Source organism: Candidatus Bathyarchaeia archaeon, assembly GCA_038883335.1.
Lineage (GTDB): Archaea > Thermoproteota > Bathyarchaeia > Hecatellales > Hecatellaceae > JAVZMI01.
In genome coordinates, this window is sequence record JAVZMI010000009.1 from 1 (window position 1) to 25444 (window position 25444).

The window sequence follows — 25444 nt, forward strand, 5'->3', positions numbered from 1 at the left end:
CTCAACAACTTTCTCTACCCCGCTGAACTTTAGGAATACGTTATGCTGGCTCTTCACGCCTCCCTCAGTTTCGATGATGTCAGGTAGAATTGTCCCCTGCGTCATAACGTTACACCCAGACTCCACCATCTGCTGGTCTGTGGCAATTTCGTAAGCCTTTCTAAAACCTAGACGCTTCTCCTCAGCGTCTAAAATTCCCATAACCTTCTCATAGAATAATCGTCTACCATCTACAAGTTTAAAATTCTTGAACTCTGAGAATCTCTCCGCGATCGTCTCAGATTCCTCTCTCCCCCTTAATAACCTCATGAAGCCAGTATCTACATGGGTAACATAGAGCCTATCTCCCACTTCCAAATGGAAGAGTGCAGCTGTAACGGTGGAGTCAGCTCCGCCTGAAACCATTACCTCCACCTTATCCTCAGGCCTTACATGTTTCCGGATGAAGTCTCTAGCACCGTCCACAAATTTTCCCGGATCATCTCTCGGAGAAGCTTCCGGCTTTAAATACCTGAAAACTGTGGCTATAGGCATAGTAACACTACACGATGTCCTCTATTTAACATTAGCGGAAATAGGTAACCTATAACCGATAATTCTCGTCTCCCAAACTCTCTTCGGTGATTGCGTCTCTCTAAACAATCCTTATTTGGCGCTGGAGAGTCAGGATGGAAAACTTAATTTTTAACCTCGAAGGTGCTAGATCTATTAGGGACCGTAGTCTAGCCCGGTAGGACGACTGTCGAGTAAGTGAATCTTCTTGACAGTTAGGGGCTCCAGCTCGATTAAGCTGATATTGACCGCTCAGGGATGATGGGGAGCTGGAGCGGGGAGAGACCCGTAGGCGGCGTGTGCCTGCCGGCGAAAGTCGTCGGTTCAAATCCGGCCGGTCCCACCACCCTACTTGCTCTTGACTCGCAGCTTGTTTAAGCCCTTTCGTTCAAGCTTCTTTAACGCAACAGTCGAGTTTGTTGGGTCAAAGCCGGCATGATCAGAGGAGTAGTTACCGATGAGGGTGGCTTATTAAAAGTCTACTCGATTGTCAAATATTTTTACACTTACTGCTGGGGTTTATGGTATGAGTATCTATAGGAACCGTAACTTGCAGGTCATCTTCGGAGTGACACTTATGAACATTATGGGTGTAAGCGCCATATCTCCAGCACTTCCAAAAATGGCATCAGTTCTGAATGTGCCAGCAGAGAGTATAGGATTAATAATAGCATTCTATACGCTCCCAGGGGTACTCCTCGCCCCCTTAATAGGGATGCTCGCTGACAGGCTCGGAAGAAAGGAGACACTTATCCCCTGCATACTCCTATTCGGCTTCGCTGGAATAGCTCTCTACCTTGCTGCCGACTTCCAACTTATATTAGCTTTGAGGTTCATACAGGGGATTGGTGGTGCAGGGTTGGCTTCCTTAGCGGTTACTTTAATTGGCGATTTATTTCACGGCTCAACTCGGATAAAAGCTATGGGCGCTAATGCAAGCATAATAAGCATAGGTACTGCTTCTTTTCCCATAATAGGCGGGGCTTTAGGGCTTCTGGCGTGGAATCTTCCTTTCCTCCTGTTCGTTGTTGCCTTTCCAATTGCAGCTCTGGCATATCTCTTCCTAGAAAACCCTGCCGTTACACGTGAACTTGGGATTAGTCTATATCTCAGGGGCACATTCACGTATATGCGGTCGCCGAAGGCATTAGCGGCTTTCTTCGCCGGGATTTCAGCATTTATGCTACTTTACGGCGGCATTATTACCTTCTTTACTATACTCCTGGGGGAGACTTTTGGGGTAACTTCCTTTGTTATAGGTGTCTTTCTCTCTATTATGTCCCTTTTTACCGCGGTCTTCGCTTCGCAAACCGGAAGGTTGGCTGGAAGAATTGCGAAACCGAAGCTCATCATAATAGGCTTCTTGGCATACGGCTTTAGCTTTATAATGATACCATTTACCACATCGTTACCAAACCTACTCTTACCCATCGCCATCTTTGGGGCTGGGCACGGCTTGAACCTCCCCGCATTAAACCTCATAGCTACAGAGATAGCTCCTGTAGAACAGCGTGCAGTTGTAGTATCCTTATTCAATACTACGCTAAGAATCGGTCAGACCTTAGGCCCAGTATTGCTGGGTATGGTGCTTCTACTTTCAGACCTTGAGACTGTCTTCCTATTTTCAGGGGCGGTCGCCATTTTAACGGCGGTCGTTATTTTTGGTTTGGCATCATTTAAAATTATAAATACAACAAGTCTACAAGCCGCCTAAATTAAACAGCTTCTCTCAGAGAGAGGAACATGTGTATTGCAGCTAGAGTTGTATAGGTTCAGGTAGCTTATTAATTATGGGTCAAGAAGACCTAGTTATTCTGCTCCGAGAGAAAAGGTGTACATGTAGCTTAAGCTCGTCATCAGTAAATAATATTATTACTAGGAGGCATGGCTCTATTTTGTCTGATAAATTCTAATTTGCTGGTAGGGTGCAACTGGCTAGTATATTATGTGGCGTCTATTTTCTTGGAGACCTAGGAATATGGCATTGAGCTTAAGTGATGGTGAGTGGACCTAGCCTCTTATGTTCACTCCGAAGTTTTCTGGTTCTTATACTCTCGACGAGGCTCTTTGGTAATTCCAGTTGCTTTGCGATCTCATCTGTGGAAAGCCCAAATTCAAACCCCTGAAGTATCAGGTCTAGGGTCTCATATTTAACGCCAAGCTCCTCCTCGTCTAACTGCCTTGGCCATAGACCCGCTGTTGGAGGCTTATTTATGATGTCCTCAGGAATTTTAAGGTAGTGGGCCAGCTGGTATACCTGAGTCTTATACAGCCCCCCAATGGGAAGAAGATCAGAGGCACCGTCACCATACTTTGTGAAGTAGCCGGTTAATATCTCACTCTTGTTGCTGGTGCCTACTACGAGAGAGTTAAGTTTGTTAGCAAAATAGTAGAGGACAGTCATCCTTATACGTGCTTTTAGATTACCCTTCTCAAGTAGGCTCTGAGGGTCGAATATAGGGAGGACTCTGGTTAAAGCCTCCAAAGCCTCCGAGATATCCACTATGTGAAAGTTTATTTTAAGGTCACTCGCAAGCCTTGAGGCGTCATCTACATCCTTCTGGTTGAATGTTTCCGCCTCCGGGAGGCAGATACCAGTGACACGCCTTTCACCCAGCGCCCTTGCTGAGAGAGCGGTGACAACGGAGGAATCAAGGCCGCCACTCATCCCCACAACCACACCGGAGGCTTGAACATTCTCTACGTAAAACTTCAAAATACATGTAATCCGGATTGCTGTTTTTTCTGCGTCTATACTTAACAGCCTACTCGACAATTGTAACATGTAACCGACCAGAATATATTATCATTCAATTATTAATATAAGCCCTATAACTAGTCTCAAGAGACTCGCTGTAGTTCAGTTTAGTGGTCGTTATGGTTAAGGCTACCGCGGGAGGTAAAGGAATGCTCATAGCCATCGAAGGGATTGACGGCTCTGGTAAGACAACCCAGGCTTATCTACTAGTTGAAGGTTTAAGGAGGCTTGGCTATAAAGCAGAGTATACAACCGAACCGACTCACGGCCGCATAGGAGAAATCATCCGGTTACATGTCTCTAGAGCAAAGGGCAGAGCGCCAGTTCATGAGGCGTTACTATTTGCGGCTGACAGGTATGAGCATGTAAGGATGACAATCCAGCCCAAACTCAGGCAAGGCATAGTCGTAGTATCTGACCGTTACCTCTACTCCTCTCTCGCATACCAAGGAGCCGCAGGACGCGATTTGAAATGGTTGCGGGAAATAAACTTCTTCGCCCCAAAACCCCACTTGACGGTCTACCTAGATCTGCCCCCTAGTGAGAGTTTGAAAAGGAAGACTGGTGAGCGGTCTGTCTTCGAGGATTTGGAGTACCAGTCTAAGGTGCGTAAGATATATCTCGACCTCGCCAAGACTGATGGCTTCAAGATAGTCAAAGCCGATAGGAGTATCGAGGAGATACATGGGGAGATACTAGAAATCGTCTTGAAAGAGGCTGAGAGGCTAATGTCCCTCAAGCCTCACAATGCTCAGTAGAGGTAGCCTCCTCCTCTTAGCCTCATCATTTAACCTATTGAAGATTCTCCTGATCAGCTCATCCAGCGGCATCCACCTAGGGCCTCTGAAATGATGGACGTACACCTCGAAGTAGTCCAGTGCTTCGAACGTGAACCTTAAATATTGAAGATCTGACCTCAGCTTGGTTTTCTTTCCATCTTTCGTCGCGTAATAATATGAAGTGCAGATTAAGGTATCCAAAATTTTATATGACTCACCTTCAAGCTTTTCTCTTAATTTCAAAACTTCTTCCTCGTCTATGAAATTAAAACACATGCCATCTGCCACTCCAACTTCATATCTGCACCACACAGGCCCTGAACTTTTTGAGATGTGCTCAACAGCCTCTTCGCTGTTGCTATTCAGTTTCCATAAAGTTTCGATCAGTATTGATTGTACTTGGTGAATTTTAGAGCTATACGCGATGAGAGCCCATGTCTGTACTGTTTCCGGGAAATTATCGAATTTTCCATACATGGAGTCGTCTCCGTAGAACACCTACGCATAAGATGGATATATTAAGGTGAGCGGCGGTTCTGTCTTTGAGAGGCACAGCTGTATGCCGGAGTTCGTTGATCACCCTATGATCAAGGCTGGGGTGGTCGAGCGGCGGCCCTACCAAGATCGCATAGTTGAAACCTGCTCTAAGGGTAATACCCTTGTCACAATCCCTACAGGCTTGGGTAAGACTGTGATCGCTGCTAGGGTCGCTGCAGAGCGGCTTTACCGACATCCGGGGGGGCGGTGCTTCATTCTGGCTCCAACCCGACCTTTGATTCTTCAGCACGCTAAGACCTTTAGGTCTCTCCTTGAACTCAGGGATGAAGATTTCTGTATATTCACGGGTGAGACCCCTCCAGGCAAGAGGGCTGGCTCGACTGGCAGGCTGGTATTCATGACGCCGCAAATCTTGGAGAATGACATTCTGGCCGGTCGGGTTTCCCTGCGCGATGTAGTCTTGTTAGTCTTTGATGAAGCCCATAGGGCGGTTGGCAACTACGCCTACGTGTTCATTGCGGAGCAATACTTGAAGACGAGTGAGCATCCGCTGATAATGGGTTTAACAGCTTCCCCAGGGTCTTCCAGGGAGAAAATTGAGGAGATCCGGAGGAATCTGGGCATACAGTTCATTGAGGCTAGGAGTGAGATGAGCCCTGATGTCAGAGGTTACGTGGCACCGCTGGAGGTTGAGTGGTGTAGCACTGAACTTCCTCCAGCATTTAAGAGCGTCAAAAGTCACCTAGAGTCTTTCATCCGAGAGAGGAGCAAGGCGTTGAGGGAGGCGGGCTTCTTGGAGACTGGTACCTCTGGAAAATTCACCTTTGAAAGTTTCAAGAAGGCCATGAGAGGGATACAGTCGGAGATCGCGAAATATTCTACTCCGCCACAACACCTCCGCCTCTTACTATCAGACCTGTTAGCATTGAGGCGGTGTTCCTACGCTGTGGAACTTCTGGAGACGCAAGGTCTCGCCCCTCTGAAGAGTTACTTCGCAAAATTGGAGGCGATGGGCAGCCGCTCTGGGGTCTCAACAGCTGTTAGGAGTATTCTCATGGATGGCGAGATCCGTGATGCGATAAACTTAACTTTGCTCTACGAAGCGAAAGGGGTCGAGCATCCCAAACTTGAGAAACTCGTAGAGAAGGTTAGAGAGAACCTCTCGAAGGGAGCTCGGCGGATAATAGTCTTCACAAACTATAGGGAGACCGCAAGTCGGCTGATTGAGCGGTTAGGCGCTGTTTCAGGTGTCAAGGCAGTGAGGTTTGTTGGGCAGAGTAGCAAGCTTGGGGATGAAGGTCTCTCCCAGAAGGAGCAAGTTGCACTGTTAGATGGCTTTAGGAGAGGCGTGTATAACGTGTTGGTTGCCACACAGGTAGCTGAAGAGGGGATTGACATATCTGCCTCAGACCTTGTAATTTTCTACGATAATGTCCCCAGCGCTATCAGGTTCATACAACGGCGTGGGAGAACCGCGAGGGGTAGCCCTGGTAGGCTAATCATACTAGTCACAAAGGATACACGGGATGAAGCCTACTACTGGCTGGCGAAGAGAAAGGAGAAGTTAATGCTGGACATAATCCGTGAGATGCAGCCTCCAAGAAGCTCATCTGATAGGGATGATCAGCCCAAATTAGAGCCCTACCTAAAGCCTGAGCTGCCTAGAGGCGAAGGGAGAGGGGAGGGGCCGCTAATCTACGTGGATAACCGTGACTCCTCCTCCCAAGTTGTCAAGGAACTTATCCGTCTCGGTGCGAGAATTGAGCTTAAGAACCTTCCCGTGGGCGACTATGTCCTCTCAGAAGATGTCGCCGTAGAGAGGAAGACCTCCTCCGATCTAGCGGATTCCATAATAGATAAGCGGCTGTTCACACAGGCTAAAGAGTTATCATCCTCATATACTAAGCCCATTTTTATAGTTGAAGGTGAGGACCCCTACACATCGAGAGGCATCTCAGCTCAGGCAATAAGGGGGGCGATCCTCAGCCTGATGCTCGACTTCAGGATCCCAGTTCTCATAACTAAGAACCCCACCGAGACCGCACTCATGCTCATAGCCGCAGCCAAAAGTGAACAGCTAGAGAAGAAAGAAGTCCACATCTCGGTTCGAGCGGCAAAGAAACCGTTGACTCTCACAGAACAACAGGAGTACATCGTAGCAGGTCTCCCGAATGTTGAACGAACATTAGCCAGAAGACTGCTCTCCGCCCTAGGCTCTGTCGAGGGCGTTTTCACCGCCACGAAAGAGGAGCTACAGAGAATCCACGGTGTTGGTGACGTGATCGCGGAGAAGATCAGAAGAGTCATAACCGCCAAATACCAGACAGACAGAGTTGAAGGGCAGGAGGAGTAAAACTATGTTGCCGTCTAAGATCTTTAGCTGGGCCCCCTCAACTTTCTTATTCTCTGCAGGATCTCCAAGTATCCTAAGGCCAGACTTACAAGGGTTTGTAGCCCTTGAGGTTCCTTCTCCGAGTTGATCTGGCCCTCTAACTCCCTCAGCTTTCTGGATACTGTCTCTTCTAGCGAATAGAGTGCCACAGGCAAAACCGCTTGGAGTGCATCTTCTCCACTCTTTACGACCACAACTCTCCGTTCACATTTAGCGCAATAGATCTCACCAGAAGGCAGTTTGAAAAGGGGCGAATAACATTGGGGGCAAGTTTTATCTAGCATCGTCGCCCCCGCCTTCAAAACCTCTGCCATCTTCTTTAGACTCTCACCCAAAAGGGCCACCTGAACTCCTATAATAACTGTTATCAGCAAATTAAAAAGCCTATAGAAGTTACATTTGCGGTTTCTAGTTGGAAAAGTTGCAAGCTTTTTATCGACTTTACCGAGCATTCTCAGCTAGGTGGGGAAACGCTGAGAGAGCCTCAACATATGCGTCTATATCAACTTCTGTAACTTTCAACTTGTCCACATCTAATATGTAAACCGCATATAGGCGACCGAATTTTATCTCCTCAAGTTCTATCGGAGGATTCGTATAGTATCTATCACAGAGAGCTTTCATCTCTGACAATTCCTCTGCCATCCTGAACCTAGGCGGCTTACAGAAGAGCCGTGGAATTTGTAGTATATTAGTGGGAGGGGTGCCAAGTATGAACTTGTTAGAGAATTTGCTGTACCTAGCTACCTTACTCACAATTCGCACCTTGTTATAGGTTCCAGGGTCGAGTGCATGCTCTGGAGGTGTAAACCCCGTCTCAACCTCGACTATAACATTTCCGTCCCCTTTAACCCCATACACATCACACGTCAAGATGTCGGTTAGTCGACGTTCAACATCTACCTCGTAACCATTCCGAATAAGATAGCTGGCGCATAGGAGTTCAATGACGGAATGATTGATCTTCACTAAGTTACGCCTGCGAAGTTCAAACAGCTTATCTCTTACCCCATCTAGTTCACCCTTGGCCGTGTGAGCCCCGCATTCCACGAGCCTCGAGATTAGAAATTCAATATCCTCCTCGAATCCCACCAGTAATTCCCACTCTAGTTTAGCAGCCATACTAAAATTATTTGTTAAATTTAAGAAATCTACATCGACATTAAACCTTCGATCTACTCGGGACTCTTCAGCCCCAAATCTCCTTTTTGAGCTGAGAAGCTTAAACTTACATTAAGTGGCTCAGTTTTTGTGCGATATGAGGTTAATGGCAAGTCCGACCCGGGGTGAGAGACTTTAAACCCTTAAGCTACACGGGTCTCTATGTCGCCGTCATCTAGGCGAAGAGTCAGTATAATTCTTTGACTTGAATCCGAAGATGGGACGCCAACATTCATTAGCCTTTCCCGCATATTCGACTTGGTTACCTTCCAAGCCACCCACAGAGAGGTATCCAATTTTTAGGCTAAAAATGGTCAATGTATGTAATCTAGTCTCTAGCCACTAGGAACTAACCAGATTGCTGTGTAAATCTCACATTCATCCCCGAGCTTACACAAGGCAAGGGTACAATTCAATGATCAGATCGACTGATTTTTTTAAAAAAAGGTTATGTGCGGTGCGAAAGACCGAGTCCTCTATAGAGCGAATTCAATTGGCGGTGAACTTTGCAAACTCCGAGTCTCGAAGAAGACTTTGAAGACTTTCCACGACAGCTGACCCATAACTAATAGCTTTCTCGAGAAGTCTCTCATAGACCTCTCTATTCACTGGAGTTGATCCATGTGCTAGGATGGAAAAGTTTCTCTTTGACAGTAAGTCTCTAAGCTTCTCATCTCTCAGAAACATTTCTCCTATTTCATCACCTTTTGCTGCTAGCAGCTCATAATCTCTCTCAAGTCCCAGCTTAATCTTTTCACCCTGTGCAGGTATCTTCCACCTCTCCTTAAGGGTTGGAGGTATCTTCTCCAAGTCGATGTCACTTGAATTTATTCCATAATTTTTCCTTAAACGGTATTGCGCCACCAACTCCACAACGCGGTATAAACGCCCTACTGCGTCGTCATATTTCTTTTCGATGTCGCCCCGCCGCTTTGCGTTATTTATCAAGTCAGCAATTAGGTATGGTTCCTTCTCGTCGCTGTGCAGTAGTCTGCCTAGGAAGCTTTTATTGCCATCAAATTCTCTACCTTCCAAAGCCTCAAGATGCTTGAATGCTTCGGCATGTTTAAATTTGTCCCAAGCTGAATAGGCTGAGGCTGCATTTTTTATTGGGGCTATTCGGCTATGGACTTCTTTGTCAGCTACAATCCTCTCAACCTCCTCGATGATGGCTGATGCTGTGTCAAATCGGCATTCATTAAAAAACCTTTTAGCTTCCATGATCTTTTTATCGCAGATCACGAAGTATGGTCTAACACTTTGAAGCTCCTCCGCGCCCTTAATGACAACGCCATCAGTTCTTTTCCCGCTAACATAGCTTAAAGTGTCCACCTCAAACAGAGATCCTAAAATTACAAGCGCCCCTGTCATAGCCTTAGTCCCAGAAGTGTAGTCAACAACCACCGAGGGATATCTGCTTCTTATTTCCACGAATTTCCTTCTCAGATCCTCATAGATCTTACGAATATTGTCAGGATCCTCCACATCTATTATCTCGTAATCCGGTAATGCTACTCTCTGAAGGATTCTGGGTAAGGTCTTTTCAACACTATCCTTACTAGCAACGAAGAACACTTTGTCAGGGTGATTGTTTTTTATGCTGAAAGCTATAGCGCCCGCTAAGCTGTTTATAGCCTCATCGCCTGGTCTGGTTCCAGTTCCCACGGAGATCACTAAAGCTTTCCCCATCTGGAATCATTCCTCACCCTTCGGTATTCCGAGCCTCCTCTTTATAGTTTCCTTAGAGACCAGCCACTTTAAGGTTCTAGTTGGCTCGTATACGTAGATGAGAGGCGTATAAAACATCTGAGCCAGCTCATAATAGGCAAGCGTCGCAGGTTTGGTAGCTGATGTGCAGTCAAGGATGGCTACATACTCTTTCAGAGAACTCTCCAGCCACGAAATCACATTCCTCTTCACAGCATCAATATCGAGTATCTGATCTTCATAGCAGAGTATCCATTGGTACTGAAGCTTGAGGTCCTTCCAGTCACTCAACGCCTCATGGGAGGTAGTTACGTAGACCAGTTTAGGGGTTACCCCTTCTTTCTCGAGGAGTTTTAGAGCCACCTCCGGTTCAGGGTCACAGATATCGTCCTTCCTTCCCAGAAGCCCATAATAAGCGAATGGAACCTCACTCTCACGGCCGAAGAGGTAGCAGAGGGGTGTCTTATATTTTAGGCGATATGTTCCCTTAACTTCACGATCCACTATGTTAAGGGATTGTAATACGTCAAGGTGATGTGTTAAAGTAGACCCCTTAACACCGGAGGCTCTCTCGATATCCTTAAAGTTAGCGACCCCGCCTTTACTGGCGATGGCTTCAAGGACTCTCCACCTATTCCTACTCTTCACCGCATACTCGTAATCAGGCAATTTAGCTTCCGCCCATATAACGTGAGGCAAGTTCAACACCTTATCTCTTTGTATATCATCACTCTACTAAACTCGAGTAACACTCCAGATAATCTAGAATAACCCTTTAAGTATTAAATAAACTCGGTGAGCGAGATGCCAAATGGAGCTTACGGTTTTCTGAAGGCGCAAGGCGAGGGCCCGATGACCATTCAAGAATCTTCTGAGGGCGCACACAGCTCACCACTCAACGCTACAAGCCAAGCCCACCGCATTGGGTTTAGCGTCGAAGCTTACAGTCCACATAGCTTTCAAAAAGGGACGAATACTCTCGTTATCTCGACAACTCTAGCTGCATCTCCTTCATCTCCAAATTTTTCTCGAGGTTTTACGATAATACCGCTCATCTATCCTACCACAATCGAGGAAAGCCTCCTCAGAGAGGTTACATGTCTAATTAGTTGGCCTGCTAAGAGCCACATCCAACCATGTATAATTCCCGACGTGCCTTAGCATGTTGTTAAGCCTTGTTAAGAGGTTTTCGTCTTTTTTGGATGTAAACTTTTCCGCAAAAATTGGCTGGCATGTTACATGTTCCTTTATCGTTGGTGTTCACCATAGTTCTACAAGTGTACAGAGTATCCTGTAGAGGTAAACTTTCCATTGTGGGCTGTTTGTCTCGATGAGGTAGTGAACGTGTTCAGGTAGCTTGTCGTAGCGGTCTCTAACTCTGAGCGAGTGAAGTGTGGCGTGGATGCTTTCATGAGTCAAATTTCTGAGTAGGTCTTTATGGTCGGATAGAATTATGGTTCTGCAATGCCCGCAATAGCCAGCCTTAGTCCAGTGGGGGTGTATTCTCCAATGGCGGCATTTTCCAATTGAAATGTTGAGAGGCTTATCTGCGGTCCTCACCGGTAACCCTCATTAATGTACGCTCCATCGTGTGTTTCAAAAAACTTTTCCACATCTTTTTGTGTCCCAGACTTGAGCTTGCATAAAATCTAGCCGATACTTGGCGCATTTAAAGCTTGAAATTAACTGCCTCAAAATCTCCACTATGGAGCGGGAATAGTTTTTTTTCCTCTGTTGCCCGTTTTGTTGTCTCAGGCTGTTACTCGTCGTCTTGGTTTGTTGGGACGTGTTTTTTGATTCTTTGGAAGTTCTTTATGAAGTTGAGGCCCTTCTTCGTTGTTACCCATCGGTCGCCATTCCTCTCTATCAGGTTCTGGTCCTCTAAAATTTGTAAGTATTGGTTAGCTCTTGTGAAAGTTAAGTTCCCCTCGTAGACTATCTCGGTCTTTTTCGCCCCATCTTTCGCTATCATTAAGATGTCGTAAAAGACACCGAGCTTCGATCTTCTCAACATTGGTCATCCAAGGTTTTATTCGCAAATGTATAACGGTTTGGAACCAATTGTTCGGTCTTATATGGTTTCGTCGGCTTGGGTAGGATTTCAAAGTTTGTGCGTATACTTAATGTTCGGTCTATTGGTTCTAAATCCTCTTAAAAGACTTCGGCACAAACCCTCATAGAGTACCACTTTGACTAATATAAACCGTCCGAAGTCGCTATTTTCGCTATTTCTGCTTATTATAGGTATTCTTATGTTCTCAACGGTGAGCGTAGCACACTGGAGCGATAGGGTCGAGATCCGTGACATAGTCGAGATGGGAAGCCTCACAACTGGGTTTACGGATATTCTGGGTTGTGGAGATAATGAAGACCTAAACATGCCCCCAAAAGATGTGGGGAGTGTGGAATGTAAACTGACAGTTCCTGAGACTGACACGCACACTGGTAAGACTGTCTATAAGAAACTTGATCTAGTTATCGGCAATGTCTACCCGTCTTATGAGGCGTGGTGCGAGCTAACGGTCGATAATGCTGGGACAATACCGGTGGTAACGAAGAAGATTACCTTCACCGAGCTTACAGGAGCTCTTACATATGACGCTGTAAAACGGTGTTTTTTGGATGCTAGTGGCAACGAGATATTAGATGTGGTTGTTGACCCTGACCCTGTAGGTCAGCAAATTGACCCTTGCGACTCTTTCAAGACTAGAATAAGTATACACGCAAAGCAAGGCGCGGAGCAATGCCACACTTATGCGTTCGAGGTTGAGGTGGTTCCTGTACAGTGGAACAAGTACTCAGAAGTTGACCCTGACCCCCAGCCGAACCCGAGATCTGACCCAAATCCGGGGCCATCTGATAAGGCGCCCCACATAGAAGAGAATACATTCAGTATGGAGACTTATGCTGGAGGGTTGAGATGTCTGAGGTCGGAGGCTAAGATGCCCTACACGTTTTATGGTGAAACAGTCAAGTTTAAGGTTAATATTACAGATGAGGATGGCATCTCCGACATAGACTTTGATGGGGCTGCCAAAGTAATCTTATCGTCTGATGAGGTAATAAGCCTAGACGATTTTGCTTTAGCTCTCAACCTATCCGAGATCGTTGACGCGACCTGCGGCAATTTTGAAGGTGAATGGAGTGTACCAGCAGATTATGGGTTGTTTAACATATTCATAGTCGCGTTCGACAGCGACCTGACACCTGCAGATAACTGTGGCGTTAAGGTAGGGGGGATATTCTTGAATCCACGTGTTATGGAGAGTGTAAGCTCTCCGTCTCTAAGCTTCGGGTCTGTTGTTGCGGGTAATGAAAATGTGTCTGCTGCCCAAAACCCCTTTATCGTTACGAACATGGATCCCGATAATGTTGGGATGAAGATAGACATCTTCATTTATGGTACTGACCTTAGTCACGAGTTTCTTGATGCAAAGATACCGGTATCAAATATAAGGGTTGAGGGTGGTTCTGGTGGTGTCATCTACCTATCTGCGGTGCCTCAGAAGATTGACACTTTGAGTAGTGGTGCCTCTGGGTCATACTGCTTTTACCTGGATGCTCCTCCGTCGATGCCCGCAGGGGACTATAACGGAAAGGTGACTATTCAGCCTGTAGAGAACAGTTTCGGTTGAACTGTCTGAAATTAAATCTTAATGTAAAAAGTCTTTGTATGCCTTGCAACTGGGAGATCTGCTCATATTTTTGCGTTTTTGCTAGTTCTGACCTAAGGAACGACTCTTAGGTTCACAACTGCTTTATTAGAATTTCACTGAAGACGCCATCGGTGAACTACCCGGAGGACTAACTGGGAGCCTCCGTTAAAGGATTGGCGTCTGCACGCTCAATCCGATGATAGCCCAAAAATTGGAGGAAGAAAAAAATGAGGTTCTTAATGCCCGCGGAGAGAGGTTTGACTGTTGCTGTTGCTATCGCCACGATCTTGGTTCTGACTTTATCTGCGGTAGTCATGGTGCCTGTGTTCGCCCAAGAGATTGACACCCAGGTTACCATAGCCGCTGGAGGGGGCACCGCGCCGAAGGTTAAGTGCAAATGGGAGCAAGACTTGACTCCAAGCTTGGAAGACGGTGATCCTACACATGCAATCTCAGGAAGCCAGTTCCTCCCACCTGGTGTATACCAAGGCAAGAAGACTATTCAATATTTTGCGGTAGTGACCGACGCTGAAGACAACGGTGCTGTGAAGCTGGTTTGGGCTGATGTTTATCACCCCGACGGTAGCTTCAAGTACGAAGTGCCGATGAGCAGGATAGCTAAACCACCGGTAGAGCCTGTTCTGGCACTATTTGATGCGGCTGCAGCGGCAGGCCTAGTGCACTATGGTCCTGGAGAGGACTATAATTCCGTTCGCTTCCAGCTTGAGAAATGTGTCGCCGATCTTTGGAGAGGACAAGCCGATCTTGACTATCACCAGCCAGCTGGGGACTACACTGTGAAAGTTATCGCGATGGATCACAATGATAACTTATCGCCTGAACTCGTTAACACATTCCTCTACGTACCTGTTGCCGTCTGTGAGTTTGACTTCTGCACAGTCAACTATGGTTCTGTAAGCGTCTGTAAGGAGAAGTGGGTTGCTGGCGATAAGGACTTTGGAACTGCTAACTTCCCAACTGTTAGAAATGTTGGGAACATAGCTTGCAAGATAAAGATCAAACAGAATGACATGGGCTTCGGTAAAGACGTGACCGGCACTTGGAATGTAAAGTTTGATGCTAGGCTGGGCAGTGACCCCGCCAACGGAGTATATTATAACCCAGAGCAAGAAGTCATACTGCCCAACCCTCTGCCAAACTGCAACACTGAAGAGCTTGACTTCTCAATCCACGTGATAAAGGGCACAGGCGAGCATACAGGTAAGATGTGGCTCAGCTGCGTTCCTGCCTAAGAAGCCAGCATAAGTTAAAAACCACCTGAAACGTATGCCGTTAAGGCATACATTTTTTCTCCATTACTTTAACTCTCAAAAGGGTTTGATCAGGGTTCTGGAAGTTAGATTCTAAGAGAGTAAAAATAGGAACATAAGTCCGAACCTTAAGTTCCAAACTATTATTTTAAAAAGTAGTCTTAGAGAAACCCTGAGAGTGTAAATCTTGACTGGCGTAGCCAAGAAATTTCTAATCCTCGGGTTGGTTGTTTTGATGTTCTCTCCTCTTTTCTCCCAGCCTGCTGGAGCCGTTGGCGTCGGTATTGGGCCGAGCGAGTTGAGGATAACGAATGCTTTGCGGGGTATGGAGTATGATAGAACAGTGACGGTTTTTAACCCTAGTACAGATGCCGGTGTATTTGCCTTGAGGACTGAGGGTGTCGCTAGCGGGTGGATTACTCTTTACAAACTAGACGACTTGACTACGCCGTTGGAGGAGTTGTCTATCGCAGGCGAGCAGCGTTCTACCGTGCTGGTTAAAATCAAGATACCGCAAGATGCTGCTAATGGCGTCTATAACGCCACCATATATGCTGAGACCTCGTCTGGGATTGGAGAAGAGGTTGAGGTAGGAGTAGGCACAGTTATTCAGGCATCATCGCTCGTGATCATCGAAGTCTCCGGCGACCAGATTCTAGCCGGCGCAGTAGATTACGTTACTCTGACTGATACTGAGGTAAATTACCCACTCATAATAAATGTTGCATTCCGAAATACCGGGAACGTGGTTGCAAATCCGCGGATCGATACAACTATAACTAGGTATGGAACACCCATAGACAGCTTTAGCTATATAGCTGAGGGTATAAAGCCAGGTCCGGTCACTATCATTCAGGCAAGATGGAACGCTACAGGCGTAGAGGTTGGAGACTACAATGCTACTGTAGCTGTATCGCTAGATGGTGATATGCTGACCAAGGTTAACTTACCTTTCAAGGTGCTTCCATTAGGCACATTAACCAGAGAGGGTATTTTGACTGAGTTAACCTACGGTGGGCAGTCTCTCTCCGGTCCAATCTTAGGGATCACTGGAGTGTTTGAGAATATAGGTAAGATTGAGACAAGGGCGAAGCTCGTTGGGGAAGTATATCGGGACGGCGCTCTGGTTGAGACGTTCAACACTGATGAGCTTATTGTGCCTGCTGGTCGTCAGGTTCTACTTAAATCCTACATCGACATAAGGCAGCCTGGCGAATATAGGGTGGTCGCTCACGCGGTCTACGAAGGTAAGATGACTGATGCGAAAGAGTTGACGTTCACTGTGGGAGAGCCGAGAATTCTGGCGGTACCATATGACCCTACGCTACTCGCCGTATTAGCTGTTTCGGCTTCAGCTCTGGCTGCTGGACTTTACGTGGTCGTGAGGAAGAGGAGAGGCTGAGAGGCTGGCGATGATGCGGCTAGTTCACGGGAGTTGCTGTTTGAGGCTTCACTCAAAACTCTGTTTGGTTTTGTCTCTTCTTCTTATTTCTTCGTTTTGCGGTTCGGTGGGCTTTGGTGCCCAGGCTCAGGAAGAGTACACTGTAACCCTCAATAGTTACCCTACTCCTGTCTCGTTTATTGTTGATGGTTTAACGTATCTCCCGACAAATTTGCCTCTTAACTTCAAATGGGCTAAAAATTCGGTTCACAGTGTGTCTATCGCTTCAGGTACCGTTTATGGTTCGGCGGGAGTTAGATATGTGTTTGAGGGGTGGAATGACGGCTACGTGGCGTCATCTAGAAGCTTGAAGGTTACATCCGACTTCACCTATGTAGCTATCTACAAAACTCAGTATTTTCTCACAGTCTTGTCGCCCTACGGTAACCCTAGGGGGCAGGGCTGGTATGACAAAGATTCTCTGGCTAATTTTGCCGTAGACCCTGTTTACTATGTGGTAGAAGGTAAGGTTCGGTATGTTTTTAATAGGTGGAATGTGGGCCTTTCGCCGTGGACTTCGGAGAATTCTATATATATGTCAGGCCCTACGACTGTCATGGCTGACTGGGTCAAGCAGTACTGGTTAGAGATCAGTTCAGCCGTTAAAGGCATTCCTACTAGCGGTTCTGGGTGGTATGATAGAGGTTTCAAAGCCACCATCTCTACACTCGACGAGTTAGAGGTTGAGAAGAATAGGCGCAAGTATGTTTTCGATAAATGGGTCAATGTTGGAGAAAATCTCGCCTATATAAGAAGCCCTACGGATCCAGTTACAACTTTGGATATTGACAACTTCTATTCCATTAAAGCCGAGTTCGTTGAGAACTGGTATATTGATGTGGCTAGTGCTTTTGGTGATCCTCAGGGAGGCGGTTACTATCCCGCAAACTCGAGGCAAGTTGTCTCTGTCACTAACCCTTGGAATGTTGTGGAGGGGGAGAGTAGATATGTCTTCACCGGTTGGACGGGGTCTTTAAATTCAACCGAATCCAGCTTGGAGGTCTTGGTTGATGGGCCTAAAACATTGCAGGCTGAATGGAAGAAACAGTACTATCTTAAGATTAACTCTGCTTACGGTGGAGTTACCGGCTCGGGTTGGTATGATAAGGATTCCAACGCGTTCTTCTCCGCCTCGCCTTCTATTAGTGGGGGTTGGGGCATAAAATATATTTTCACTCATTGGTCTGGGGACTATGCTGGCACTTCGCCTAGTGGCCAGATTTTTATGAGTAGACCGAGAGTTATCACCGCGGAGTGGGCTGTTGACTATACGGGCTTGTACCTTAATATCGCCGTGATTAGTGGCATCTTCTTAGCTGTTGCCATTCTGGTTAAGAAGTTCGTGTTAAAGAAGGTTTATTTGGCTGAGGGTGAAGTTGGAGAAAAAGATGATGGTGGTAAGGTGAGGGACGCTGCTTGACCTGGTGATGCAGGTATAGCAGGGCTCAGGTCAAGTATTTGTTTAGTCTCTCCAAGTCTTCTAGGAATTGGTAGCCTTTCTCCGTGGTAAACCAACGGTCTCCATCTCTTCTGAGTAAACCTTGCTCCTCTAAATATTGCAGGTATCTTGTAGTCCGTGTAAATGTAAGGTTCGACTTGTATACTATCTCCGTTTTTTTGGCTCCTCTAGTTGCCACCTTAATAATCGCTTGAATTATATCCACCTGTGACCTCCTTGAGATTACTCCTACGAAGTGTTCACGTGACAGAGCTAATCTCCCCTCTCCGCTAGAATCCATCAGAAACACGCCTTTAAGCAATTCCTCACGGACTTCTAATTTAGAACTTTAGGTACGGAAGATAATTAAAGCTTTCCGTATCACTGGTTCGGTCATATTGTTTCAGTAATCTACAAATAACCAGCCCGCTTTCGGCTAACAGTTACGTTGCCTCACGTAATTTTCTGGCCGTGAGTTGCGGTCCTAATTTTTGTCTCAATGGTTCATTTTAAAATAGCACTCGAGAAGAAGCTGTCGTAGCTTAGGTCTAAAGGGTTCGTATAATGTGGGCTGTGCCTACTCGAAACTAGATAAACAAGTCGAAATTCATGGATAATCTTGATTTTAAGGATTTATAGGGCAGTCTGACTTTGTTGATGCTTCTTCTTCGGATTTACGGCTCAGTCTTAGAGTTCGGTTTACCAGTTCTCGTTCTTTATAAATATGCCCACTGGAGGTTGAGTTGGGGAAGCCGAGAGAGGGGCCTATGAACCGATGACCCCTAGAGGGTCGTAATACCCAAAAAAAGAACAGAGGAGTGATATGTGATGGCGTATAGTAAGGCTTTGGTTCTGCCGCTGGTTCTTATGATGGCGCTGTCAGTTACTGGGGTTGCAGCCGCACACTGGAGCGACACAGTCAAGATAAACGGCACCGTCTATATGGGTGACCTGATCGTTGGATGGGATGAAATCATAGACTGCTGGGATAACGAGAACGAAAATTCACCTCCTAAAGATGTAGGGGATGTATCCTGCAGTCTAAGCGATGAGGAGCGTAGCACACATACAGGGAAGTATGTCTACCATAAGCTAAGTGTTAATCTCACAAACGTCTACCCACAATATGAAGCTTGGTGCAAAGCCACCTTGACGAGCGCTGGAACCATACCTGCCCACATAATTAGTGCTACTATAACACCAGGAGCCGGGCTGGTAATAGGTGAGACGTTCTACGACGTTAATGGCAGGGTTATTGGCTGGGAGCTGGATAATGCGGAAACTGGTGGTCCTGTGCTTAACGTGTATGTAACCAAACAAGAAACAGGCTTATCGCTTGTATGCAACCAGATCGATCCATGCGATGATGAAGCAGTAGACGTGTACATTGACGTAAAGCAGGATGGAACTCAGGAGTGCCACACCTACACATTCGACATAGAGTTTGAGGCCATCCAGTGGAACAAGGTAGGCGAGGTTGCTTAATGGGAGGGCTATAAAAGATGAATACGCTGCACGGTAAGGCTTTGGTTCTGCCGCTGGTTCTTATGATGGCGCTGTCAGTTACTGGGGTTGCAGCCGCACACTGGAGCGACACGTTCAGTGTGAGTGGCACAGTAGCGATGGGCACCTGCACTATAGCGTTTCATCCAAAAGAAATTCTAAGCTACGTGGATAATGAACAGCAAAACGTGCCTCCTAAAGACATAGGCTGGGCAGAAATATATTATCAGCCGGAAAGCTACATAGTGGATCCTCACTCCAATAAGGACGGCTACAAGAAGCTAGAGTTCGTGATCCACAACGCCTACCCACAATACGAGGTCCACTTCACCACGGTCAGGATAGCTAATATCGGGACTATACCAGTCCACTTCATAGGGCTTGACATACGGGACCCCACCGGCGTGCTCAACTGGCAATGGACTACTCCACCTCCAGCACATGAAACCACAGGCTTCTTCTGGAAGGATTTCAACGGCAACGGTGCATATGATCCAGGCGAGGAGATAATGAACATAACCATAGTAAACTTCATATGCACCCAACTTGAACCATGCGACTCCACCAAGGGTGAGGTTGACATAGACTTCAAACAACCCGCTGAAGAATGCCACACCTACCAGTTCGAAATAGAGATAACCGCAATCCAGTGGAATAAGGCCTAACAAACAAAAACAACCCTAAACCTCCCCCCACTTTTTTAGTCTCAAAACCAAGCCGTAAGTATACGGCTAAAGGTGGTAATGACGACATACAAAGTTACAGTAATGTTTATTTGCATACTAATAGTTACAGCTATAACTAGCTTCACCGGTGGCCACTGGAACGACACCGACAGCGTAAGCGGAACAGTAAAAATAGGCCACAGGGCCACCATAATAGACTCGTGGAAAGTTATCACACCAGTAGGGTATCCCCCTTACGATGAGACAACCCAACTTACACCCGACAGGCGTACCCTTCAAATCACAGCCACTGAAATCTTCAATGTAACTGAAACTGAACTCTGGTATATATGGGTCGGGTTGCTTGTCAAAAACGACGGAACCCTGCCGGTAAATATAATTCGACCCTTAATCAAGTTCATACCAGGCGGTAACGATTTCACTGTCGAAGAAACACGTTTTTATGGCCCATACGACAAAGCTGGCTTCAAAGTTGTATGGGGCAAAGTGAAAGTAAACGACCTAAATAAACCCCCATTCACCACTGACTGGAAGAATCCCCCAATCGCAGCCGACCCTACGCAACACGTAGTCATATGGATAAAGATCTCCTACAAGGGAACAGAACCACTCGATACTGCCCAAATAAACATAACAATAAGAGATGAACTAGCCATCTGACAAACCCGAGGTGGAAAGCATGCCTCTTAAAACTGGCTTCCGAAGTTGGCTCCACCGACATCTGAAGCCTCTCGGGAAACTGGTGGGCGGGGGGCGCAACCTCAAATACGCCAAGATCGCGGTCACAGTTGCCTATACTATCTTTTTAATCTCCTTCAGCCCTACATTTATGAACGTTCCAGCTCTTCACCCCATCTTCTACTGGTGGGAAGTTCACGACCTGTTCGGATCCGGACCCGGACACCACCAACAATTGGGCGGATACCTCTGCTATGTGTTTACCTTCCCAGAGTTAACCTACCCCATCCTGCCCTACATCACCCTAAGCATGGTTACTGCTTTCATCTGGTACTATGCCTGGAGATTCGTGAGGAGAAATAGCAACACTGCTTCACCTCACAATAAATGGTTATTGACGGTAGGATCCTTGAATACCCTATACCTATTCACCATTCAAATGTTCATCATGCCACACCTTCTAAGGTGGCCCTTTGCCACGACATTCCTATCAATCTTAGCCATACTTTTAACAGATCTGATACTCACCACACGAAAGCCTCAAAGAGAGCTGCCCCCACCGCCTAGAAGTTTAGGCGTCTCGACGCATGGTCTACCTTTGGATCCCCAAGGCGCTCAAGAAAACTCTACACCTAATCGGAAAGATAATATTCCCAGCTGAGAACTGAGGATGGGACGGCTGAAACATCGGACAGACCATCAAGAGCTCTCCACCGTCCAACAAAGGTTAATGAGATCACATAAAGTCATATGCCCTAGCTGCGGATATGAGTTCAAAATTCAACATTACACCTTAGCTCAAAGATCTCAGAACAATCATCGGCGGCTGAGCGAGCAATGCACCATAATAATGCAATACCTCAGCCGGCATAAGGAAGGACTCCAGAAGCGACACCTGAAAAGAATTCTAAACGACCGAGGGATATCGATCTCCAGTCGCGCCCTATCCAGTCACCTCAATGAGCTGCTGGCACTACGCCTCATAGCCGTGAAAGCCACCATAGAAGCAAACGGGTCTAAAATGCCTCGGTGGGCAATCCTCTGGCTTATTACCCCTAAAGGCTGTAGGGTACTCCACAGACGTGAACAGGCATGTGCCCTCTCCCAAGCTAGTCAGTATCGTTGACCTGCAAGACCAGTGTAGATGGAATATCTTCGGTACGATCTTCTCGTACGATCTTATCATTCATACGGTTTATAGGTTCTCTCTAAGAGCAGAAAGAGTAGTTATGAATAGAAACCCAACACCTCACCTCTCCGCTTGGACTGGATGGCTTCCCATCTTAGCCTTGACACTGACCGTCTACATTCTAGCAACTCAAATCCTACCACCCATAAGCGGGACGCTATCTTACTACACAAACCCACTCTTGTGGGGGATCTTAATCTTTATAACATTAACAAGATTCAAAAAGCAGAAAAAATATAGGTGGCACCTCGATAAGCCGCTCGTTGTAATGGCTGTAACAGTAGCCACGTTTCAAATATCAGCCTCAGTGATTGTAGGGCTGTTCACCAGCTTCGGCAGGAGCCCATTTTCATCCGAACCTCAGATTATAACAACCAACCTAGCCTACTTCATATCTATGCTATTCGGGCTCGAACTACCAAGAGCCTACCTAATCAAATCCTGGGAACGTAAGGCAACTCTGGCAATAGGCGTTACAGCCCTGCTCTTCGCTCAACTGTCAGCATCATTCTTGCCTGTAATAACTCTGAGTAGCCCTTTCGAGTTAACAAAGTTTCTAAGTGAGAAATATCTGCCTAGCGTAGCAGAAAATCTTCTCGCATCCTACCTGGCATTATTGGGTGGACCAATAGCGTCGATAAGCTATATGGGAACAATTCTAACTTTCCAATGGCTCTCTCCGATACTACCAGACCCCTCATGGTCCATCAAAGCTCTACTCGGCGTAATAGCACCCACAATAGGTTTCCTGATAATTCACAACTTTCACACCACTCCAACTCAAACCACAAAACCCGAAAAACTCCACACGCCACACTGGACAGCCATATCCATCATCTTCGTCTTGGCTGTCTGGGCTTCAACAGGTCAGTTGGGCTTCTATCCAACAGCGATTATCAGCGGGAGCATGCAGCCAACAATAGATGTGGGAGACTTGGTCATCGTCACGAAGATATCTCCGGAAAAAATCAAACCAGGAGACATAATTCAGTTTAAAGGCGAGAGAGAGAACATTGTCCACAGGGTTGTGGCTGTCCAGCAGGGCGCCACGAAAACGTTTATAACAAAAGGGGACAACAATAACAGCCCAGACCGTGAACCTGTAAAACCAGATCAAATCCTAGGTAAAGTAACTTATATCGTGCCAAAGATCGGATGGGCGTCGATCATTGTAAAGACAGCCATAGAGAAAATTCGAGTGCTCCTAGAAAACCTTGCTTTTGCACCCTGAGACAGCCACGAATTAGGCGAGAAAAGGGAGAAGGTGAGCCAATAATGTGTAGCTGTAGCTTTACCAACGTTTCCGCTAGTCATGAAAGGTTTGATAGAGATGTGGCCTATATGGAGCATTACAACCCAGTTGGCAGTTCATGTCTCCTCATAGTCACCGTAGCGAGTTAGGTAGTGGATCGTACGGTAGATGGGTAGCTGTTGAGCGTATGGTTGTGAGTTTTTGGAAATGCTCTCATAAACATAAGCAGAGCTAAATAAGAGCACGGGCGTAAGTGAAAGATTCGATACACCCCATTAGTAATCTATACCGGTAAAGTCCATTGTTTACCGTGATTTTCCTCTCTTCCTAAGAATGGCCAAATGCCCTCCCAATATATTTTAATATACCGCGTTTCACATAATTGGATAAGAAACGATTTAAACGGGCACCCGTTTAATATATTTTTGTAGGACTATAACTCCTAGGTGACTAGATATCGTTACACTAGTTTTATATATAATAAAAACTATCCGATATTTGACCGTAATATGCGCTGTAACTCTACATTGAACGACGCACAAGGCATAATAGACTCCCTCCTTGAACTATTGCTCGATGGGAAGCTGCATACATTAGCTGAACTATCGAAAGAACTTAAAATTCAACAAGACACCTGCCAAAAAATCCTAGAGACCCTAGGCAAATATGAACTAGTCGAGTACCAGGCAGATACAAAAGAGGCTAAAATTGACCCCAAACTTAGGCAGCTGCTGAAAAACAACGGTGATAGACTAGACAGCCCTGAAAATCAATCTTGAAAGGTGCGCTCGCAAAGACAACCACAAACCAAGTAGCGCCGAAACGCAGTTTTTAGGGGCGGTCATGGATGGAAAATATATCCCAACCACCATGAGAGGGTATTGCCTCTTTTCTTAACCTGCCTGCTTTAGTATTTCTCTTTTATCGCGAAGTAATCATACAGAGCAAACGCTGTCACAAAGTGTGTTGGCCAGCATCAACTGATTTTTTTCCCGTTCAGTTTTCCTAGTCGAAGAGAGAGTTACTGCATCAGGTGGGGCAACGTAACCGTATAGAGTTTGGTTACATTAAATCATTGATAAATATTAATCTGTTGAGTTCAGGTTTGTTGTAGGAAAAATGTAAGAAAATATTACACATAAACCTCTTGTGAAAGTTTATTGCATCTAGATAAACTAGAGAGCGTGAGTCTAAGTAATTTTATATCTTACGAGTCTAAGAATTAGAGGTAACAATTAAACTTAGACCGGAGCAGGTGCTCTGCCCCATCTTGGGGGAGGGGAGGTTTATGTCTAGGAAGAAGCAGAAGCTAGAGGAGTATGAACAACGCATAAAAAGTGTGCTCGAGGTTTTGAAGGCAATCTCGGAGGATACAACGACTCCTAGAAATATTAGAAGGGCGGCCAAGAACTCTATCGATATGTTAATGAATACAAGCCTTACTCAAGCAGTGAGGTCGGCCAACACTATCTCGATTCTTGACGAGATCTCTCAGGATCCGAATATGCCACCCTACACTAGAACTCGTATCTGGAATATACTTAGCATCCTAGAAACCATAAAAGATTAACCGACTGCCACCTTCATGGGGCTAGCCCCTAACAAGTCCCAGAACTTGCCCTAGGAGAGCCCTATTGGCTGAGGCTATAAAAGACACCTTCTCTGTTGGATCCATTATGGGTGCATTGAGGTCTCGCCCATTAATGTCAACAATCAACCCTCCCGCCTCCTTGACTATTAGGTAGGCAGCAGCCATGTCTGTAATTCTCAATCTACCTCTCAAATCCACGAAGACATCCAGCTTACCGGTTGCTAGGTAGCAGAGCTCGAGCGCATTAGCGCCGAAGTGGCGGCTGTGAGAGGTTCTAAGGATCAACTTCATTAGCTTCTGGAGGGTTATTTCGTCCGTTATGGCGCTGAGGTCGATGCTCACCAATGCCTCCTTCAGGTTTGAGGTGGTGGAGGTTCTCAAAGAAGGTGTGCTGTCTGAAGCTGCGCCAGCCCCCTTAACAGCCCAATAGGAGACTCCTTGGTGAAGATCCGCTACAAGGGCGATCTGGATTGAGGAGAGATCTGAGCCCTCGGCGGCTGCTATAGAGAGGGCATAAAAAGGTATACCCCGGACTGCATTGTTGGTACCGTCTACGCTGTCAACGATAACGTAGGCTTCTTCAGCCTTGAGTCTGTCGCCAATAATCCTCCTACCGCACTCTTCGCTCACCGCTACACAGTCCACGGAGCTCCGTTCTAGCTCTGCAAAGACCACATCCTCCGCAACTTTATCGATAAGTTTGGTGGCGTCGCCCCCAGCCCCCCTACCAACAACTTCTCCAGCCTTAAGAGTGCCGGCTAGGGGGGTGACTTCGCTTCGGACACGGGATGCAATTCGCTTAAGGACATTGATGTCTGGCTTCATACTCCTCAGCTACCAGTCGTAAAGCTCTTAATAACTATCAGTGCTAAAAATATTACCGCTCTTAAGT

28 protein-coding genes and 1 tRNA gene are annotated in these 25444 nt (G+C 46.4%); 17 read left to right on the top strand and 12 right to left on the bottom strand.

The window, feature by feature from the left end:
• Positions 1–534, bottom strand: a 534-nt coding sequence (locus QXJ75_05215; protein ID MEM3737464.1) for a hypothetical protein, incomplete at its 3' end; no start/stop codon positions are given.
• 177 nt (positions 535–711) lie between these two features.
• On the opposite strand from QXJ75_05215, the gene QXJ75_05220 reads away from it, so the two are divergent.
• Positions 712–898: transfer RNA gene (locus QXJ75_05220), tRNA-Trp, on the top strand.
• A 180-nt stretch (positions 899–1078) separates the two neighbouring features.
• Positions 1079–2266 (top strand): MFS transporter, encoded by a 1188-nt coding sequence (locus tag QXJ75_05225; protein MEM3737465.1) that lies wholly within the window; start codon positions 1079–1081, stop codon positions 2264–2266.
• 276 nt (positions 2267–2542) lie between these two features.
• On the opposite strand, the gene QXJ75_05230 is transcribed toward QXJ75_05225, so the two are convergent.
• A complete protein-coding gene (locus tag QXJ75_05230; GenBank protein ID MEM3737466.1) occupies positions 2543–3337 on the bottom strand; it encodes an NAD+ synthase in 795 nt (264 codons plus the stop codon).
• A gap of 92 nt (positions 3338–3429) precedes the next feature.
• Between QXJ75_05230 and tmk the strand changes: the two genes are divergently transcribed.
• Positions 3430–4068 carry a dTMP kinase gene (tmk, locus tag QXJ75_05235; protein MEM3737467.1) on the top strand — a complete coding sequence of 213 codons (639 nt, stop codon included), beginning with the start codon at positions 3430–3432 and terminating at the stop codon, positions 4066–4068.
• On the opposite strand, the gene QXJ75_05240 is transcribed toward tmk, so the two are convergent.
• Entirely contained in the window at positions 4036–4587 is a 552-nt protein-coding gene (locus QXJ75_05240; GenBank protein ID MEM3737468.1) for a hypothetical protein, read from the bottom strand. The two genes, tmk and QXJ75_05240, sit on opposite strands and share 33 nt — an antisense overlap.
• A 61-nt stretch (positions 4588–4648) precedes the next feature.
• Here QXJ75_05240 and QXJ75_05245 point away from each other — a divergent pair, with 61 nt between their 5' ends.
• On the top strand, positions 4649–6940 hold the full coding sequence (locus QXJ75_05245; protein MEM3737469.1) for a DEAD/DEAH box helicase: 2292 nt from the start codon (positions 4649–4651) through the stop codon (positions 6938–6940).
• 23 nt (positions 6941–6963) lie between these two features.
• Here the strand turns inward: QXJ75_05245 and QXJ75_05250 are convergent, their stop codons facing one another.
• From QXJ75_05250 to QXJ75_05270, 5 genes are all read right to left on the bottom strand, one after another.
• The gene (locus tag QXJ75_05250; GenBank protein ID MEM3737470.1) at positions 6964–7314 is read right to left on the bottom strand and encodes an Sjogren's syndrome/scleroderma autoantigen 1 family protein; all 351 of its coding nucleotides are present in this window, start codon (positions 7312–7314) and stop codon (positions 6964–6966) included.
• A 106-nt stretch (positions 7315–7420) separates the two neighbouring features.
• Entirely contained in the window at positions 7421–8101 is a 681-nt protein-coding gene (locus QXJ75_05255; GenBank protein ID MEM3737471.1) for a hypothetical protein, read from the bottom strand.
• Between the two features lie 182 nt (positions 8102–8283).
• A complete protein-coding gene (locus QXJ75_05260; protein MEM3737472.1) occupies positions 8284–8418 on the bottom strand; it encodes a hypothetical protein in 135 nt (44 codons plus the stop codon).
• Positions 8419–8629: 211 nt separating this feature from the next.
• A complete protein-coding gene (locus tag QXJ75_05265; GenBank protein MEM3737473.1) occupies positions 8630–9829 on the bottom strand; it encodes a TIGR02710 family CRISPR-associated CARF protein in 1200 nt (399 codons plus the stop codon).
• 6 nt (positions 9830–9835) lie between these two features.
• On the bottom strand, positions 9836–10546 hold the full coding sequence (locus QXJ75_05270) for a helix-turn-helix domain-containing protein (protein ID MEM3737474.1): 711 nt from the start codon (positions 10544–10546) through the stop codon (positions 9836–9838).
• Between the two features lie 96 nt (positions 10547–10642).
• Here QXJ75_05270 and QXJ75_05275 point away from each other — a divergent pair, with 96 nt between their 5' ends.
• On the top strand, positions 10643–11008 hold the full coding sequence (locus tag QXJ75_05275) for a hypothetical protein (protein MEM3737475.1): 366 nt from the start codon (positions 10643–10645) through the stop codon (positions 11006–11008).
• A gap of 99 nt (positions 11009–11107) precedes the next feature.
• Here QXJ75_05275 and QXJ75_05280 read toward each other — a convergent pair whose 3' ends face one another.
• Positions 11108–11407 (bottom strand): hypothetical protein, encoded by a 300-nt coding sequence (locus QXJ75_05280; protein MEM3737476.1) that lies wholly within the window; start codon positions 11405–11407, stop codon positions 11108–11110.
• A 199-nt stretch (positions 11408–11606) separates the two neighbouring features.
• A complete protein-coding gene (locus QXJ75_05285) occupies positions 11607–11861 on the bottom strand; it encodes a winged helix-turn-helix domain-containing protein (protein MEM3737477.1) in 255 nt (84 codons plus the stop codon).
• Between the two features lie 238 nt (positions 11862–12099).
• Here QXJ75_05285 and QXJ75_05290 point away from each other — a divergent pair, with 238 nt between their 5' ends.
• The 4 genes from QXJ75_05290 to QXJ75_05305 all read left to right on the top strand — a co-directional run bounded on the left by QXJ75_05290 (position 12100) and on the right by QXJ75_05305 (position 17635).
• Positions 12100–13482 (top strand): hypothetical protein, encoded by a 1383-nt coding sequence (locus tag QXJ75_05290; GenBank protein ID MEM3737478.1) that lies wholly within the window; start codon positions 12100–12102, stop codon positions 13480–13482.
• Between the two features lie 248 nt (positions 13483–13730).
• Positions 13731–14756 carry a hypothetical protein gene (locus QXJ75_05295; protein MEM3737479.1) on the top strand — a complete coding sequence of 342 codons (1026 nt, stop codon included), beginning with the start codon at positions 13731–13733 and terminating at the stop codon, positions 14754–14756.
• A gap of 205 nt (positions 14757–14961) precedes the next feature.
• Entirely contained in the window at positions 14962–16176 is a 1215-nt protein-coding gene (locus tag QXJ75_05300; GenBank protein MEM3737480.1) for a hypothetical protein, read from the top strand.
• A gap of 253 nt (positions 16177–16429) precedes the next feature.
• Positions 16430–17635 carry a hypothetical protein gene (locus QXJ75_05305; protein MEM3737481.1) on the top strand — a complete coding sequence of 402 codons (1206 nt, stop codon included), beginning with the start codon at positions 16430–16432 and terminating at the stop codon, positions 17633–17635.
• 25 nt (positions 17636–17660) lie between these two features.
• On the opposite strand, the gene QXJ75_05310 is transcribed toward QXJ75_05305, so the two are convergent.
• Positions 17661–17954: a winged helix-turn-helix domain-containing protein gene (locus tag QXJ75_05310; GenBank protein MEM3737482.1), complete on the bottom strand. Its 294-nt coding sequence runs from the start codon at positions 17952–17954 to the stop codon at positions 17661–17663.
• A gap of 527 nt (positions 17955–18481) precedes the next feature.
• Here QXJ75_05310 and QXJ75_05315 point away from each other — a divergent pair.
• From QXJ75_05315 to QXJ75_05350, 8 genes are all read left to right on the top strand, one after another.
• On the top strand, positions 18482–19138 hold the full coding sequence (locus QXJ75_05315; GenBank protein ID MEM3737483.1) for a hypothetical protein: 657 nt from the start codon (positions 18482–18484) through the stop codon (positions 19136–19138).
• A 17-nt stretch (positions 19139–19155) separates the two neighbouring features.
• Positions 19156–19821 (top strand): hypothetical protein, encoded by a 666-nt coding sequence (locus QXJ75_05320; GenBank protein ID MEM3737484.1) that lies wholly within the window; start codon positions 19156–19158, stop codon positions 19819–19821.
• Positions 19822–19899: 78 nt separating this feature from the next.
• Positions 19900–20502 (top strand): hypothetical protein, encoded by a 603-nt coding sequence (locus QXJ75_05325; protein ID MEM3737485.1) that lies wholly within the window; start codon positions 19900–19902, stop codon positions 20500–20502.
• Positions 20503–20521: 19 nt separating this feature from the next.
• Positions 20522–21181 carry a hypothetical protein gene (locus QXJ75_05330; protein MEM3737486.1) on the top strand — a complete coding sequence of 220 codons (660 nt, stop codon included), beginning with the start codon at positions 20522–20524 and terminating at the stop codon, positions 21179–21181.
• A 69-nt stretch (positions 21182–21250) separates the two neighbouring features.
• A complete protein-coding gene (locus QXJ75_05335) occupies positions 21251–21646 on the top strand; it encodes a hypothetical protein (GenBank protein MEM3737487.1) in 396 nt (131 codons plus the stop codon).
• The gene (locus QXJ75_05340) at positions 21615–22940 is read left to right on the top strand and encodes a signal peptidase I (GenBank protein ID MEM3737488.1); all 1326 of its coding nucleotides are present in this window, start codon (positions 21615–21617) and stop codon (positions 22938–22940) included. Before QXJ75_05335 ends, QXJ75_05340 begins: the two co-directional genes overlap by 32 nt.
• A 530-nt stretch (positions 22941–23470) precedes the next feature.
• The gene (locus QXJ75_05345; GenBank protein ID MEM3737489.1) at positions 23471–23740 is read left to right on the top strand and encodes a hypothetical protein; all 270 of its coding nucleotides are present in this window, start codon (positions 23471–23473) and stop codon (positions 23738–23740) included.
• Positions 23741–24249: 509 nt separating this feature from the next.
• On the top strand, positions 24250–24531 hold the full coding sequence (locus tag QXJ75_05350; GenBank protein MEM3737490.1) for a UPF0147 family protein: 282 nt from the start codon (positions 24250–24252) through the stop codon (positions 24529–24531).
• Between the two features lie 21 nt (positions 24532–24552).
• On the opposite strand, the gene QXJ75_05355 is transcribed toward QXJ75_05350, so the two are convergent.
• Positions 24553–25377 (bottom strand): inositol monophosphatase family protein, encoded by an 825-nt coding sequence (locus QXJ75_05355; protein MEM3737491.1) that lies wholly within the window; start codon positions 25375–25377, stop codon positions 24553–24555.
• Positions 25378–25444: the final 67 nt, after the last annotated feature.